The following is a 15,243-nucleotide window of genomic DNA, read 5'->3' as shown; positions in this document are numbered from 1 at the left end:
CTAATGACTGTAAGCTTCGAGAATTGCCTTAGCGGCTTGATGGCCTGAAAGTGTCGCTCCTTCCATACTATCAATGTAGTCTTGCTGAGTGTAACTTCCTGCTAAAAAGAAATTGGCGATCGGAGTTTTTTGAGCAGGGCGGAAAACATCCATTCCCGGTGCTTCGCGATACAAAGATTGAGCTAGCTTCACTACACTGTACCAAGTCATGTTTAATTCCCGCGCTGACGGGAATAAATCCTGAACTTGCTTAAGTACGTGTTGGGCGATCGCCTCATTGCTTTGTTTAATAAACGGATCTCCCGGAGTCAACACCAACTGCAACAGAGAACCTTGTCCTTCCTTATAATAATCCTTGGGACTTGTCAGCGCCAAATCAGCAAAACAGGAAAAATCTGCATCTGCTGAATATAGCAAATTATCGATGCCGACAGCGTGGCTCAACTGTTTGCGCTTGGCTTCGTCTTCCAATTCCGTTACCCAACCGTCGAACCGCAATTGCACTGTAGCAACTGGCACCGCATCTAATTTATAAATGTTGTCAAATTCTGACCATTTGCGCCAAGCTGGGGGCAATATTTTCTGAATTCCTGGTACGTCTAATGCAAAAAGATAAGCATCAGCGGTAATAGTTTCTTCAGTTTCGCCGCTAGCTACTGCCAAGCCTGTGACGCGGGTTTCTGCACCTTCTTCAAACTGAATTTCTCGGACTCTGCGCCGCGTGTAAATTTTTGCTCCTTTCTTTTCCAAATATTCCACAATTGGCTTGTGCAAATATTCGCTGGGAGAACCGGCCAGCATTCGCATCCTTGATGCTTCTGTTTTGGTAGCAAAGAATTGAAATATTGTCAGCATACACCGAGCAGAAATATTTTCGGTGTCGATAAAACCCAGTGCGTAGGCGATCGGATTCCACATTCTTTTGAGCGAGTTTTGGTTGCCGCCATGACTGCGGAACCAGTCAGCAAAGCTAACTTTATCCAAATCGCGGATGGTTTTCATCGCTCCGTCAAAGTCGATCAAACCTCGGACGATCGGGCTAGTTCCCAGGGCGATCGAATTTTGGATTTTGTCCTGTACCGATAGCTGAGATGTAGTAAAAAATGCCTTCAATCCGTGCAAAGGAGCACCCACCGGAAAGCGAAAATCCAAAGAACCAGTTTCGCCGCCTCGATTGATAAAAGTGTGGACGTGTTCTTTGACGAGCAAGTCGTCAAAAGCTCCCACTTTTTTCATCAGGGCAAATAAGTTATAATAGCAACCGAAGAAGACGTGCAAACCCATTTCAACGTGATTGCCGTCGGGATCTACCCAACTGCCGACTTTGCCGCCAACAAAGGGGCGGGATTCAAAAATTTCTACTTCGTGGCCGGCCTCCACTAAATCGACTGCTGTGGTCATTCCAGCCAGTCCCGCACCTGCGATCGCAACCCGCATTTTACCTATCCTTTACAGTATTTTTACAAATTGTAACAAAATTTAGAATATTAGAAATATTATTAAAGTTCGTAAATGCCGATCGACACTTGTATAGCCCTCTGAATTCTGGCTAGGACATCGGCACTAAGTTGACCGTAAGCGCCTTGTTCCAGATAAGTCTTTTGGACAGTTATAATTTGCTCGCAGACAGCCAGCGAGTCAGATTCTAACCCTCCTTCACCAGGCGGAATCAAAACCCGACTCGGAGTTTCGCCCCCTCTCAAATCGCTAGTAAAAGGGACAATCAGTACAGTACGGCTCAATTCATTCCGGCTATCTATGGAAACGACAGCAACAGGACGCTTTTTGGTATCTCCGATCGTTCGCAAAGCTCTAACAAGATAAACTTCGCCTTGTCGCGGATAAGCTTCTGTCATTGTATCAAAGACCTTCCTCTATTAAAATTTCTTCCATTTGTTCCTGAGCAAATGTTGCCCATTCTTCCTCAAACTCAATATCTTCTTGGCTGCAGTTTTGATAAAACTTCCGCAACTTATCTTCTATTTGCTTAGCGTACCAGAGACGGAGAGCTTGTTCGATCGCCTCCGTCCAATCATCAGTAAGTTGGTCTATTTTCTCCGCGAATTCAGCATCAAGGGCGACTAACACTTCTCGCTTTTGAGTAGAATTTGACATAATCATTTTCCTTTATAATTTAAAAACTAGGGTGCGCTGGGGCGCACCTTACAAATTACTTTTACATATTCTTTCTTCCTTCTTCCTTCTTCCTTCTTCCTGCTTCTTTATTCCTTCAAAACATCGGCATTAACTGAAGTGGCCCAATTCCCAACTCTTTAGCAGACACCCAGCGAACCTCAAGCAAAGCGATCATATCCTTAAACTGAGGCTGACCGCGAGAAGCACCCATCAACCCTTTAGCAATAATCAAACCGCACCAACCGTTGGTTAATTTACAGCGACGGTCCCATTTCTTGCGAGCTTCCTGATGCACCGGATCGTCTTCATTAAACTCCCCAAACAAATACAGCTCCCCATTTTTAGTTTGCAAAATACCCAAGTCGAATTGCTCATCCTGAAAAGGATTTTCGCCCGGATTAAAACCAATCCCCTTCACACCTCCAGCTTCTTTCAAATCCTGAATCATAGTTTTTGCCTTCGGATGAGAAGTTTGGATCATCACCACCGGCAAACCATCTCCGGCGGTATTAATATCAACTTCTGCACCTTGGTGAAACTGGACACTTTGGCGCAGGAAATCTACCGTTTCCCAAGGTACGGCACCGAGACTCAAAAATGAATTTTGCGGTACTAAATCGTCCCGCAGCAGTGGCTTGTCAAATTCATCATCGTCATCATCGTCATCATCGTCATCACCGAGCATCTGTAATAATTCGTCTGACACATCGGGCATCGTGGAAACTTTAACGGATACCTGTTGAATTTCTCCGTCAGGCTGCGGAACAGGGATGCGGTAGCGGCTGCTAAGAGTGGGAAAAGTGTCTGAGCCCAATTTCCGGCGGCCGTTGCGGAAAAAGCGATGAAATGCTTCGAGAGCAACTAACATCGTGAGGGCTTCTTCTTCGTAAAGGATCGATCGCAATCCTTCTAAAGGGTGTAGGTTGCCGAAATTTGGTTCAATTTCCGATGGAGGCAAATCGGCTAAATCAATTTCGTCGTCCTCGTCGTCCTCATCAATATCTGCTGCACTTTCAAAGGTAACAAACAAACAGTCTTGCCCTAAAAAAGCCTGTTCTAAATCTTCAAAAGATTCATCGTTGACGACTCGTTCTCGAAACCGTTTCAAGGATTCTAGAGAACGGTACAGTAAAACTCCGTAATCCATTCTGCCTTGCCCCAATACGGACACGTAGAGGCTGGCGACATCCCACTGATTGATTTCAATAGATATAATTTGGTGTTCCCTCAAAGTCCGCCACGGAGCGTCTTGCCAAATTTGAGCAGCTTTTTCCATTAAAACTTCAGCATACTGAGGGGGCAACTCAGGAGGTCTGTTGATGGCGACCTCTTCCATGCCGCGAAATATTTCGTCAATTAGGGGCAATTCCGGCACGTAGTCAATAGAAATGCCTAAATCTTGAAGTACGCCCCGCAGATAAAATTGAATTTCTCGGTTTTTGACTACTATTTTTTGGGGGCGGACTGCGGGAGCCGGACTTTGGGGATGTTCCATTGCCCGTAGCAGGGCCCGGACGAGCGCCTCTGGGCCGGCATCTGGGCCTACCATGTCCATAGCCCTCACGACTCCTTCGGAGCCATCGACCCAGAGAATGCACTCGCCACCAGCTTCTAGAACGTCATCGTCATCTAGCATCATGTGTGAGTCAGCATTAGATAAGGGTCGGCGATCGCCCTCCCACACGCTGGGAATTTGAGGTAAGTTTTGTAGCCGACGAAGAGTAGTGCGATTCAGCGCTGCCATAGAGTAAGCCCGTTGGGTGAAGCATTGTTGCGGTGCCGGTAGCCGGTCAACCGCTGCTTATCAATCATAAACCCTATAGGGGGAGAGGACATCGAGCTGGGGAACGAGGCCTCACGGGAATTAAAAATTAGAAGCTAAAAATTCGGCCTTCAGCATCTAACCTTATGCCTTCTGGCGAATGCCTGTACAATGGAGGGATAAGATTACACTCTTAGCATTAGACAATCTCAGGAGTTCGGCAAATTATGACTCAAGCCATTTCTGAAAAGCGCGGCATTCAAATGACAGACTCTGCTGTCCGTCAAGTTTTAGCTCTGAGAGAGAAACAAGGTAAAGACCTCTGCTTGCGGGTAGGGGTGCGCCAGGGCGGCTGCTCTGGTATGTCTTACGTCATGGATTTCGCAGACCCCAGCACTGTGAAATCCGACGATGAAGTGTTCGACTACGATGGTTTTCAGGTAGTTTGCGATCGCAAGAGCATTCTTTATCTCTACGGTTTGGTTCTCGACTTCAGCGATGCTATGATCGGGGGCGGCTTTCAGTTTACTAACCCCAACGCCACTCAAACTTGCGGCTGTGGCAGTTCATTTTCTACATAAATTGGAAAATAGGGCATTGGGGATTGGTAATTACTAATTGCTGAGAATGCCTCGGACTGCCTTGCTGCGTCCCGCACCCAATGCTCTTTCCAATCTAAAATCTCAAATCCAAAATCTAAAATCGAATGACCCCTGAAGAATTGTTTAAAGACGGTTTCGATCGCTACCAAGCTGGCGAAGCCCCGGCTAATCTGATCCCCGTGTTTAAAGAAGTGTGCGAAAAAGCTCCCAAAAATGGCAATGCTTGGGCTAGCCTCGCGTGGCTCTACCTGTTGGAAAATAAACCATCTTCGGCTCAAAAAGCAGCGAAAACAGCCGTTAAATTGAACCCTCATGACCCCCAAGCTCGCATCAACCTAGCAGTAGCGATCCTCGATCTCAAAGAGAAAGGAGTGCGTCCCCACGTAGAAGTGGCTCAGCAACTTCTGATGGCTTCCGAAGAGTTACTCGACGAAGTTAAAAAAAATTTTGAAGAAGGATTAAGTAGAAAACCCGACTGGAAGAGTCTCGCCCGCGTTAAACAGTGGCTTCTGGAGCCGTAACCGCGCAAACAAGTCTATTTGGGGCGGGGATCGACGAAAGTGGCTTTGCGGTTTATTACGACATCGTAATAAATCAATAAATAACTTTATGGAAAACTCAGAAAGTCAGTGCTAGTATTTGAAGACTTAGACGATTGACAAACCCGCTCAGCGGTTTTCAGATTTTACTACGATAATACTAGGAGTTGTAAAAACATGAGCACTGACAGCCACGTTAACATCAAACCCGCAACCCGCAACCACAAAGGTTTCTTTATTCAGCCAGCTTCTTACAAGTTGATGAGCATCGATAAATCCGGTTGGGCCTTGATTTGCATGGACAAAGCAGTTTGTCACTACGTAGACCCGGATGATTTGCAATTGCCCAATAAATCAGGAATGTCTGAAGGTTAATTCTGAAGTTGTGAGAGACTTTAAGATGCTTTATTTGAGTAGCTGCCCTCCATGGAGGGCAGCATCTTTTTTAGTAAGAAAAAAGTCCGGCAACGCGCAGTGAGCTCATGTCAGGTCGCTCAACCATAATATCCGGTCGGGGCGGGTTTATTGGATTTGGGATTTGTGTTGAATATCACGGTGAACCCGCCCCTACAACAATCACGATCGATTCACCGGACATGATATGAATCGGGATTTAAGGGATAGGCTGTTACGAATCTAGATTGTATTTTTGGGCGGGCGGGACGCTAGGGCCCCTACTCCCCACAAGACTTTGATTTTTTTTTGACACACAATTTAAGGCCGCAACAGCTTAGGAATGAGAATTAAATAACTTCCAAAAGTTTGTGGGATGGGCTTTCAGGCCCATCCCACAATAACAATTAAAATTGTAAGTTATTTAATTCGCGATCCTTAGAAGGATAGAAGGAAGAATTACCGATTACAAATTACCGATTACAAATTGCCTAATTGTTGTTAGATTTCAAGGCAAAAAGCATCTCCAACTCAGCAGTTGTCGGTTGCGTAGAAGCTGTGGCTACGCTAACTCCTCGGAGAGAATTCAGCAATTCAGCGGCGGGCGGGGAAACTAAATTTGGCTGTACTGCAAGCAAATATTGGTTAGCCCAAGACAGGGTTTTTTCCATATCTATGTAAAAGTAACCTTGGTTGGCTTGCGGTAAAGAAGTGGCGATCGCCTGAAAACTCGGACTGCTGCTTAACGGCTGGGGCGGCGTCGAAGTAATCACATCAACTAAAGGGCCACCGAAAGCTACAAACACAGAATTTTCATTCAGCCAACCGTGCCCGAATAAAGTGCCTTGCTGGGGTATTTTCCATTCCGTAACTTCCTTTCCTTGAACTTGTCTGGGGGCGACACTGACTGTAGGATTGCTTTTGGCGATCGCATCGAGTTTTTTCAGAGTTGCTTCTGCAGCAGGGCGATCGCTGGTTTCAAAAATCATCGCCGCCCCCATGCCCAACTGAGACAAAATCCCTTGATCCGAACCGATCGCCCCGATCGCAAATTCCCCATTCATCCAACCAAAAACCTCTCGATCCGCATCCAAATCCAACCGCTTAAAACTATCCCTCACCTGCTGAACTCCCCTGTCAACTTCCGGGCTATCTTGTGCCTCAGCGGTTGCTTGCGACCAAATTTGATCGATTCCCTTGCCGCCGACTAAAGCAAGAGTTTCACCAGGAAATCTGGGCAACAATTTTGATGTAAATTGTGGAGTTTGCTGCACGAATTTAGGGTCTAACTGAGCAATAGTTTTTACCCTCAATCCCGCACTATCCGCACCAATTCCCGCAACCAAAGACTTAACCTGTTTGAACTGCGAAAACACTGTCCAAGGCAACTGGATATCAGCGGGCAAATTAGCTTTCAATTGCTCAATTGCCGCAGGATAGTCAGCAATATAAACAGTTGCGATCGGATTCTTGACACCAGCACTCTCTGCAAAAAACTTAGTTGTGCTCTGCTGCGTAGCGAGGGAGGGTTCTCCTTTAAAAGTATCGATCGCCAATTCCACAGGCTGTCTCAAAGGAGCCATCACTAATTGGTCGTTCAGCAAAGCCACACTGTAGCGCTTGCCAGTTGGCTCTGCAATCTCAAAAATTTTAACTCCTTTATACTCGGTTTCTTGAGTAGTTGCACCGGGCTGAGATTTTAATTTATTCGCAAAATTCCAAGCGCTAATTTTATTTTTGACGCTGACTACTACCAGCAGTTTTGGAGGCTCTGTATTCGTGACAGCATCAGGGGGTAGCAAAGCGACCATCACCCCCCCCAGCCAAGGCTTTAAGTCCCTGTCAAAGTCGATTTGAGTGCCTGCCAAGCTTTGTTCTTGAAAGGCCTTCAAACCCTGACCGATCAACTTTTGAGCCCCTGGCGTGCCAAATCGCTGCAATTGTGACAGCGCTTGGGGATTGGGGGAGATAAACGCGGCCATCATTGCTTCGTCGGGTACAACTTTGGCGCTGTCTTGAGGGTTGGATACTTGTTGGCTCAAACCCTGGAAGTAAAAGTAGACCGCAGCGCTACCTGCTGCGGCGATGGAGGCAGCAATTAGAAGCTTTGATTTTTTTGCAGGCATGGTTTGTTTTCCTCGCGTCCCATATCAGTTTAATCAAAATACACTTGGCTTGTGGGGAGGCGATCGAGGCTGCTTTTTATTTTTGTATGATTTAACACAAGTTTGGACGATCGTCTAAACTACTAAAAATGTGCATTGCGGGTAAAAGATGAAAGTAGCGATCGCGGGAGCAACGGGATTTGTAGGTAGCCGGCTGGTGGAGAAGCTGCAAGCTGCGGGACATCAAGTGGTGGTTTTGAGCAGGGATGGGGCGAAGGCTAGCCGAGTTTTTCCGGCTTCAGCTTATCCGAATTTGGAAGTTGTCGCCTACACTCCTGCGGAGTCTGGTGATTGGCAAAAGTCGATCGCGGGCTGCGACGCTGTTGTCAATTTAGCTGGGGTTCCGATTGCGGAGGAAAGGTGGACGGAGGCGCGCCAGCAAGCAATTCTGGACAGTCGCAAACTGACTACGGCAAAATTGGTCGAGGCGATCGTCAATGCTAATCCTAGACCATCTGTGTTTGTTAGCGCATCGGCGATCGGCTATTACGGAACCAGCGAAACCGCTGAGTTTGACGAAACTAGCCCTGCGGGAAACGATTTTTTAGCAGCAGTTTGCAAAGACTGGGAAGCAGCCGCCCAACCTGCAAAAAATGCGGGAACGCGGTTAGCAATTTTGCGGCTGGGGATAGTTTTGGGAATGGGAGGCGCATTGGCAAAAATGCTGCCACCTTTTAAACTATTTGCAGGCGGGCCGCTGGGCACTGGGAAACAGTGGTTTTCTTGGGTGCATCGCGAGGATGTGGTTGATTTAATTTTGTACGCTTTGCAAAATTCGCAAGTTGAAGGCGTTTTGAATGCAACAGCACCGAATCCGGTGCGGATGAATGAATTGTGCCAAACTTTAGGGGAAGTTTTAAAGCGGCCTTCTTGGTTGCCGGTGCCAGGTTTTGCTTTAGAAATGCTTTTGGGAGACGGGGCAAAACTTGTTTTGGAAGGGCAGAAAGTGTTGCCGAAACAAACTTTAGCTAGTGGTTTTCAATATCAATATCCGACGCTTAAATTAGCACTCGAAGAAATTTTATCGGGAAGCTAGAAATCGAATCCTCGTTGTTCAAGAAACCGGGTTTCTGCGATAATTCTGGCATCTTCACGCCCGATTTGGTGAAGAAACCCGGTTTCTGAGGCCCTGCCAACCATCCAAGAAACCGGGTTTCTGCGATACTTTTGGCATCCTACCGAAGATTTGGGTAAGAAACCCGGTTTCTGAGCCCCACGCAATCGCGCCTCAGCCTCAGCCAAGAAACCGGGTTTCTGCGATAATTTTGGCATCCTAGCGAAGATTTTGGTAAGAAACCCGGTTTCTGAGTCCCACGCGAGCGCCCCTCAGCCTCAGCCAAGAAACCGGGTTTCTGCGATAATTTTGGCATCCTACCGAAGATTTGGGTAAGAAACCCGGTTTCTGAGTCCCACGCGAGCGCACCTCAGCCTCAGCCAAGAAACCGGGTTTCTGCGATAATTTTGGCATCCTACCGAAGATTTGGGTAAGAAACCCGGTTTCTGAACCCTCCCCTTCCGCTAGCCACTCACCTATCCTCTGATATGCCACGTCGCCAAATTATCTTCCAAGCGGGTAATTACTACCATGTTTATAACCGAGGTAATAACCGTCAGCTTATCTTTTTTGAGCGAGAAAACTATATTTATTTTTTACGTCAATTAAGAAACCATCTGATTATTCATGGTGTCGATATTATTGCTTATTGTTTGATGCCGAACCACTATCATTTATTAGTTTACCTGCAAACGGATGATTTTTCCAAGCTGATGCAGTCATTTACTCTGTCTTATGCTAAGGCTATCAATAAACGCTATCAAAGGGTGGGTTCACTATTTCAGGGACGGTTTCAGGCGATTCATGTGGATGGAGAAGACTATTTATTACACTTAACTCGATATATTTACTTAAACCCAGTCTGTGCTAATATAGTTGAAAAAGCAGAGGATTGGGAGTTTTCCAGCTATCAGGAATATATTGATTTGCGTTAGGGAAGTTTACCTAAAATAGATGGAGTGCGATCGCAATTTTTTTCAGCCGATGCTTATCGTGACTTAACATTTGAAGAATTGAAGGCTTTAAGAAACCGGGTTTCTGGGAGAATTTTGACATCCTCACGCCCGATTTGGGTAAGAAACCCGGTTTCTGAATCCCCACGCGTGTTCCCAGAAACTCCAAGAAACCGGGTTTCTGGGATAATTTTGGCATCCTACCCAAGATTTGGGTTTCAAACCCGGTTTCTCAACCCCCCACGCGATCGCGCCTAACCCTGAGCCAAGAAACCGGGTTTCTGTGATAATTTAGGCATCCTACCCAAGATTTGGGTTTCAAACCCGGTTTCTGAGCCCCACGCGCGACTATATCTAGTTGTTATAATAAATAAACCTGAGCATTTTTTCTTCTAATAGAATAGCTTGTATTAATTGCCAGATGAAGATTAAGCGCGATCCCCCCCCGGAGAGTGACAGAAGAGGGATATAGGGTTTAATCTTCAATATTGCGATCGCAATATAAACGCATTCTTAATATTCTGTTTATTCCTTGCTATTGAAACTGTTTCAGAGTAATCTAGTAACCATAAGTCAGTTATAATATTTTCATAAGTTGGATTCACGAAAAATTTCTGCAAGTTTAACTCACATCTCTTGCGCTCAAATCATATGGACACATCTGAAAAGTTTTGTTTTTGTACTCTAGCTGTAGGTGATAGGTATCGTGCTCATGTAAAGATGCTAGCTCAAGATATCCAGACCCATATGCCTTCCACAACTTTATGTATCCTAAGCGATCAACCAGAGCAGTTTAAAAATTTCCCTCATGTTCTGGTGTTCAAGCACCACCTCCAGAGTGTGAAAGGGTATCATGACAAACGTTTCGTTCTTGAAAAAGCTCTCTCACTATTTGAGAGTTGTATGTTTTTAGACTCTGATGTTAGATTGCTAGGCCCTCTAGTAGAAGAAATGAATTGGTCTCCTGGAATTACAGCAAGAGCAGGTACTGATTTGGTCAAACACATACAAAACATTAAAAATCCGAAAGAAATTGAAGTTATAAAAGCAGCAGGGCAAAAACTAAATATCGATCTTCAACAAGTGAAGTGGCTTCACGAGTTTATGTTTGTCATGAAGAGACAGAATGGATTAGAAGGAGAATTTTTTGAACTTTGGCAGACAATTTCTTACTTTTTTGAAATGCAAGAAATCTATCATGGTGAGGGTTATGCTATGGGGCTAGCTGCGGCTCGAATTGGGATGACATTTGATTTTTTCCGCGAAGACAAATTTCCATTCTTTAAGGATAATATTGAACGAGTAAGAATCCAAAATGGACAAGCAATTATTCAGGAGAAACAAATTTACTTCGACATCCATAAACAGATTGAATATCCCAAACGTTCTCTTTGGAAGAAAATCAACAACAAACTAAGTAAACAGGTTGTGTTTTATTATCGATTATTTAGACTGAGAGTTTTTATTAAAAAAGATCCTAATTATTATAAAATCTTTGGATGAGTATACAAAAAATAATGGCTCTTCATTACTTGGTATGCCAAATTGTATAGAAATGTAGTCAAAACCTTTGCGGAGCAAAGGTTTTGACTATTTATTTAGATGAATTGGGCTAGAATGAGCGATATTTCGTTTAATCCTTATTTAATATTGTTTCCGGTTGCATCGGAATGATTTAACCACAGAGAACGCAGAGAACACAGAGGGAGATAAGAGAGATGAATAATTCCGATGCTACCGGATTTGATATAACAAGGTTTACAGCTTGATTTTGGGTTGTTTAGCATACTACGTACTGAAGAACCAAATATTTCAACCTGAAAGCAGATGATGCAGTAATTTGCAGTATAGAAAATGGAAAAATAGTCATAGAGCCTGTAAATCAGAAAGTTTCCAAATATACCCTAGATGAATTATTAGCAGGCGAAATAGAACCGGGCGAAGAAATCTCTTGGGGAAAACCAGAAGGAGAAGAATTTTGCTAAAATATATCCCCGAACGAGGTCATTTTATTCGCTTCAATTTCGATAATCACAGAGATTTATGGAGAAACCCGGTTTCTGAACCCTGCCCGATCGTGAGCTTTGAGCAAACTCGCCGGATCGGGCCCAGCCGGGATAATGCAGCCGGGATTCAGCGGGAACAAATTGCCGTAATAATCGCGCTTGACAGCCTCCAAATCGCAAGTGCCGGCAACTCCCGGTAACTGGTACAAATCGCGCAGATAAGCTCCCAAATGCTCGTAATCTTGAATGCGGCGCAGATTGCATTTGAATAAGCTGTAGTAAACGGCATCAAAACGGAATAGAGTAGTAAAAAGCCGCACGTCTGCTAAAGTCACCCGATCGCCACACAAGTAACGACTCCTCAAGAGCGAGCGATCGATCTCGTCTAAAACAGCAAACAATTCACTGCAAGCCGAGTCATAAGCAGCTTGAGATTGCGCGAAACCGCAGCGATAAACGCCGTTATTCACCGATTGGTAAATCTTCTCATTCCACTCGTCAATTTGTTCTCGCAAATCCAGAGGATAAAGATCCATTTGAGGATTGCTAGCAAACTCGTTAAACTCCGAGTTTAGCATCACAATAATTTCCGAACTCTCATTATTGACGATCGCCTTTTTCGAGTCATCCCACAGCACCGGCACCGTACACCGCCCCTGATAGCCCGGTAAAGCCAACTGGTAAAGTTCCGGCATCGTGTTGCAGCCAAAAGTCTCCGACTCCATCACCCACATTCCCCCTTCCGAGGGATAGACAATAGATACGGATATCGCATCTTCAAGCCCTTTGAGCGCCCTCGTCACCAGAGTGCGGTGCGCCCAAGGGCACCCTTTACCCACGAAGAGGCGATACCGTCCCGTGGCGGGCCCGTGAGGGTTGTCTGGTGCAGTGCTGACAAAGTTCCGGAAACTGCTGCTGGGGCGAATGTATGCTCCCGTGCGATCGGGCGGCGCTAGTTTTGACATCATTAATTGCCACATTGATGTCCAGACAAATTTACCTAGCTTGACTGTTACGGATGAAGGAAGCGATTTGTTTTTCACAATGCGATTAAAAGAGGTTTGCTAAACATAATCTGCTTATTTTAACTCACAGCCGAAGGAAGAAGGAAGAAGGAAGAAGGAAGAAGGCAAACTAAGCAATGGTTTCAGCAATTAATAATGCACTCCCGCCTTCCGGGCGGGCTAGGAGCAACGGCCCACAATAAATTTAATTTTTGTAGAACAGGCTTTTCGGCCTGTTCTTTAAAATGATGAGCGACGAGGTTTGTTCCCTTTATATCTTGGATCATTTGCAATAATGCCCTTCAGGGCGGGCTAGAAGCCCAACCCCTACTCCCCACAATAAAATTTAATTTTTGTGGAACAGGCCGGAAAGCCTGTTAAGCGAGAATGATGAGCGACGAGTTTTATACTATCTATCCGAGGCTATTTCGCCATAAGCTCGATCGATCAATCGGCGAGCAACCGTCTGAATTCCGGTATGTTCGTAATAATTGGTACTCATGTCTAAAAACGCCGCCACATAATCCAATTTGTCATCGGTAACATCAATGTATTGCTTGAGATGGCCTAAAACTATGGCGGGAGTTAAGCCGCGAGACTGTACTAAATTGTTCATCCAACCTTGCGCTGAGGCGAAAGTTGTTGTCACGAATCCAAATTTTGCTGCATTATTAGCGCCGGGAATTAGGTTGCTGATATTTTGGAATGTTGAGTTTTGCTGCAAGGTTGAAGGATTCAATCCGCCTAGGGTATTTTGTGCTACTCTAAGGAAGTCCGGGCCAAGGGGAATTAAACCGTCAGCACAAACTAAAGCAGCCATCCGCATCAGAGATTCGTCTTTGTAATGGGATAAATAATTACCAAAGCTTCCCACATTGTTAAGGGAAATATTGTTAAGTTTGCAGTAGGCAATTAGCTCGATCGCCACTTTGACGCACAAGTCGATCGTTTGAGTTGTGTCAGCTTTGGGAGTGAGGCGGTTGAGAAAGGAAAGAAAGCCGATGTTTTCGCCGATTTTATTCGCCATAGCCGTTGCACCTAACGCACTGTCGGCGCTGTCTGCTAACTGGTAAAGCCTGACTACGCCTTGATATGGCTCGTTGGGGTTAGCGTAAAGCTCGATCGCGCGATCGCGAATTTTCTCAACTAATTTGCGCTTTGTTTCCCCTGTCAGCGCTTGAATAGTATTATCAAAACCCGTGAGATTGTTCCACTCCCCCGGAACCACAAAATCGAGAGATTTTAACATCATCACAGTGACGCCACCCGACGGCAAATTGTCAACCAATTCAACAATAGACTTGCTCATCAAAAACTCCTGAATAGCCCGATTTAAAGTGTTCTTCCAAATACTCCAACTTCAGCAAATCCGATTCCCGATTCCCGGTAAATTCCCCAGCACTAACTAGGCAAGCACAAATAAATATTATACCACCCGATCCACTTTTGCCCTACTCCGATCTTTTCTCTCTTCTCGCTCCTCTGCGTTCTCTGCGCCCTCTGCGGTTCATTAAAAAAAGTCTTTATATTGACCAACTCAAAATCGCCCAAACGTGTTAAAATAGAGGGCGCAAAATAGAAAAACCTAAAAAATGACTGTTGCAGTTAACAAAACTCCCGGATTAGCCTCGCGTTTAGTAAATGGCGTACTCTCCATCAAGCCTTTAGCTAATCTAGCCAAGCACCAAGCGCGGGAAATGATGATAACAAGAGCCGAAAAAATTGGAGTGCATTGGCGACAAGAAGCCCAAGCACTTTTAGCTCGAAATTGGGATGCAGAATTGCTCAGCGTTCAAAATCCCGATCTGGTTTACCCGAAATATTATCTAACTTCATTCCACGCTTACGAACAAGGTAATATGAGTTGGGAAGCTGCTACAGAAGTAGAAGTTGCCGCCCGTACAGTTCACGCCACAATTTGGCCGGAAGCGGGTGCAGAAGGCGATGCAAAACTCCGCGCCAGCTATCACGAAGTCATCAAATCTCAAATTGCTTCTTCGCCGCGAGATATTGTTGATTTGGGATGCAGTGTGGGAATGAGTACCTTTGCTCTTGGGGAGGTTTACCCGGAAGCGAAGATGACTGGAGTAGAGTTATCGCCTTATTTCTTAGCAGTGGCTAAATACCGTTCCCAACAGCGAGAATCCCAATCTTTCAATCAAAAATCTCCGACTTGGGTTCATGCTGCTGCTGAATCTACAGGTTTGCCTGCGGCAGCTTTTGATTTAGTTTCTATTTGTTTAGTTTGTCACGAATTGCCGCAGAAAGCTACTAGAGAAATATTCCGGGAAGCGAGGCGTTTGCTGCGTGTTGGCGGACATTTGACAATTATGGATATGAATCCTCAGTCGGAAGTTTATGCCAAAATGCCTCCTTATATTTTAACTTTGCTCAAAAGTACGGAGCCTTATTTGGATCAGTATTTTGGGTTGGATATTGAGCAAGCTTTGGTTGATTCTGGTTTTGCTGCGCCGACGATTACTTGTAATACAGTCCGACACCGAACTATTGTTGCTGAGGCAAGATAGCGGTTTTCAGTAGAGTGAAGTACAGATATAGCAATCCTTGCAGGAGTCGTAAATTTTTGACCCCACCCCAACCCTCCCCTTATCAAGGGGAGGGAGTAAGA

The 15,243-nt window shown here is 45.2% G+C and carries 14 protein-coding genes; 7 read left to right on the top strand and 7 right to left on the bottom strand.

Translation table 11 applies throughout. The features are described from left to right. From zds to QUA88_RS25420, 4 genes are all read right to left on the bottom strand, one after another. Positions 1–1,437 (bottom strand): 9,9'-di-cis-zeta-carotene desaturase, encoded by a 1,437-nt coding sequence (gene zds, locus QUA88_RS25435; RefSeq protein ID WP_333055582.1) that lies wholly within the window; start codon positions 1,435–1,437, stop codon positions 1–3. A 62-nt stretch (positions 1,438–1,499) separates the two neighbouring features. Beyond that, on the bottom strand, positions 1,500–1,856 hold the full coding sequence (locus tag QUA88_RS25430; protein WP_333055583.1) for a type II toxin-antitoxin system PemK/MazF family toxin: 357 nt from the start codon (positions 1,854–1,856) through the stop codon (positions 1,500–1,502). A 4-nt stretch (positions 1,857–1,860) separates the two neighbouring features. Beyond that, on the bottom strand, positions 1,861–2,115 hold the full coding sequence (locus QUA88_RS25425; RefSeq protein ID WP_333055584.1) for a hypothetical protein: 255 nt from the start codon (positions 2,113–2,115) through the stop codon (positions 1,861–1,863). Positions 2,116–2,230: 115 nt separating this feature from the next. Then, entirely contained in the window at positions 2,231–3,880 is a 1,650-nt protein-coding gene (locus tag QUA88_RS25420) for a DUF6930 domain-containing protein (protein WP_333274455.1), read from the bottom strand. Positions 3,881–4,125: 245 nt separating this feature from the next. Between QUA88_RS25420 and QUA88_RS25415 the strand changes: the two genes are divergently transcribed. From QUA88_RS25415 to QUA88_RS25405, 3 genes are all read left to right on the top strand, one after another. After that, positions 4,126–4,479: a HesB/IscA family protein gene (locus tag QUA88_RS25415; protein WP_006632680.1), complete on the top strand. Its 354-nt coding sequence runs from the start codon at positions 4,126–4,128 to the stop codon at positions 4,477–4,479. Between the two features lie 125 nt (positions 4,480–4,604). Continuing rightward, positions 4,605–5,021: a tetratricopeptide repeat protein gene (locus QUA88_RS25410; RefSeq protein ID WP_333055586.1), complete on the top strand. Its 417-nt coding sequence runs from the start codon at positions 4,605–4,607 to the stop codon at positions 5,019–5,021. A gap of 195 nt (positions 5,022–5,216) precedes the next feature. After that, positions 5,217–5,414, top strand: coding sequence for a hypothetical protein (locus QUA88_RS25405; RefSeq protein ID WP_006632682.1), 198 nt, complete (start codon positions 5,217–5,219; stop codon positions 5,412–5,414). A gap of 509 nt (positions 5,415–5,923) precedes the next feature. Here the strand turns inward: QUA88_RS25405 and QUA88_RS25400 are convergent. Continuing rightward, on the bottom strand, positions 5,924–7,558 hold the full coding sequence (locus QUA88_RS25400) for a DUF3352 domain-containing protein (protein WP_333057071.1): 1,635 nt from the start codon (positions 7,556–7,558) through the stop codon (positions 5,924–5,926). A 148-nt stretch (positions 7,559–7,706) separates the two neighbouring features. Here QUA88_RS25400 and thyD point away from each other — a divergent pair, with 148 nt between their 5' ends. The 3 genes from thyD (at position 7,707) to QUA88_RS25385 (ending at position 11,107) form a co-directional block, all read left to right on the top strand. Then, positions 7,707–8,633 (top strand): thylakoid membrane protein ThyD, encoded by a 927-nt coding sequence (gene thyD / locus QUA88_RS25395; RefSeq protein WP_333259399.1) that lies wholly within the window; start codon positions 7,707–7,709, stop codon positions 8,631–8,633. A gap of 506 nt (positions 8,634–9,139) precedes the next feature. Beyond that, positions 9,140–9,586: a transposase gene (locus tag QUA88_RS25390; protein ID WP_333057068.1), complete on the top strand. Its 447-nt coding sequence runs from the start codon at positions 9,140–9,142 to the stop codon at positions 9,584–9,586. Positions 9,587–10,324: 738 nt separating this feature from the next. Next, on the top strand, positions 10,325–11,107 hold the full coding sequence (locus tag QUA88_RS25385; protein WP_333208019.1) for a hypothetical protein: 783 nt from the start codon (positions 10,325–10,327) through the stop codon (positions 11,105–11,107). Between the two features lie 538 nt (positions 11,108–11,645). Here QUA88_RS25385 and QUA88_RS25380 read toward each other — a convergent pair. Then, positions 11,646–12,590, bottom strand: coding sequence for a glutathione S-transferase C-terminal domain-containing protein (locus QUA88_RS25380; protein ID WP_333057075.1), 945 nt, complete (start codon positions 12,588–12,590; stop codon positions 11,646–11,648). 433 nt (positions 12,591–13,023) lie between these two features. Then, positions 13,024–13,923 carry a hypothetical protein gene (locus tag QUA88_RS25375; protein ID WP_333057066.1) on the bottom strand — a complete coding sequence of 300 codons (900 nt, stop codon included), beginning with the start codon at positions 13,921–13,923 and terminating at the stop codon, positions 13,024–13,026. A 283-nt stretch (positions 13,924–14,206) separates the two neighbouring features. Here QUA88_RS25375 and QUA88_RS25370 point away from each other — a divergent pair, with 283 nt between their 5' ends. After that, positions 14,207–15,142: a class I SAM-dependent methyltransferase gene (locus QUA88_RS25370; protein ID WP_333057065.1), complete on the top strand. Its 936-nt coding sequence runs from the start codon at positions 14,207–14,209 to the stop codon at positions 15,140–15,142. The last annotated feature ends 101 nt before the right edge of the window (positions 15,143–15,243 follow it).

Source organism: Microcoleus sp. D3_18_C2, assembly GCF_036702395.1.
Classification (GTDB): Bacteria; Cyanobacteriota; Cyanobacteriia; order Cyanobacteriales; family Microcoleaceae; genus Microcoleus.
The sequence above is the reverse complement of the archived record's forward strand: the minus strand, read 5'-3'. Positions and strand labels throughout refer to the sequence as shown.

Coding starts and splice junctions, on each gene's coding strand:
- QUA88_RS25415 (WP_006632680.1), top strand. CDS start 4,126: ATGACTCAAGCCATTTCTGAAAAGCGCGGCATTCAAATGACAGACTCT.
- QUA88_RS25370 (WP_333057065.1), top strand. CDS start 14,207: ATGACTGTTGCAGTTAACAAAACTCCCGGATTAGCCTCGCGTTTAGTA.
- thyD (WP_333259399.1), top strand. CDS start 7,707: ATGAAAGTAGCGATCGCGGGAGCAACGGGATTTGTAGGTAGCCGGCTG.
- QUA88_RS25410 (WP_333055586.1), top strand. CDS start 4,605: ATGACCCCTGAAGAATTGTTTAAAGACGGTTTCGATCGCTACCAAGCT.
- zds (WP_333055582.1), bottom strand. CDS start 1,437: ATGCGGGTTGCGATCGCAGGTGCGGGACTGGCTGGAATGACCACAGCA.
- QUA88_RS25385 (WP_333208019.1), top strand. CDS start 10,325: ATGCTAGCTCAAGATATCCAGACCCATATGCCTTCCACAACTTTATGT.
- QUA88_RS25425 (WP_333055584.1), bottom strand. CDS start 2,115: ATGTCAAATTCTACTCAAAAGCGAGAAGTGTTAGTCGCCCTTGATGCT.
- QUA88_RS25380 (WP_333057075.1), bottom strand. CDS start 12,590: ATGTGGCAATTAATGATGTCAAAACTAGCGCCGCCCGATCGCACGGGA.
- QUA88_RS25405 (WP_006632682.1), top strand. CDS start 5,217: ATGAGCACTGACAGCCACGTTAACATCAAACCCGCAACCCGCAACCAC.
- QUA88_RS25430 (WP_333055583.1), bottom strand. CDS start 1,856: ATGACAGAAGCTTATCCGCGACAAGGCGAAGTTTATCTTGTTAGAGCT.
- QUA88_RS25400 (WP_333057071.1), bottom strand. CDS start 7,558: ATGCCTGCAAAAAAATCAAAGCTTCTAATTGCTGCCTCCATCGCCGCA.
- QUA88_RS25375 (WP_333057066.1), bottom strand. CDS start 13,923: ATGAGCAAGTCTATTGTTGAATTGGTTGACAATTTGCCGTCGGGTGGC.
- QUA88_RS25390 (WP_333057068.1), top strand. CDS start 9,140: ATGCCACGTCGCCAAATTATCTTCCAAGCGGGTAATTACTACCATGTT.
- QUA88_RS25420 (WP_333274455.1), bottom strand. CDS start 3,880: ATGGCAGCGCTGAATCGCACTACTCTTCGTCGGCTACAAAACTTACCT.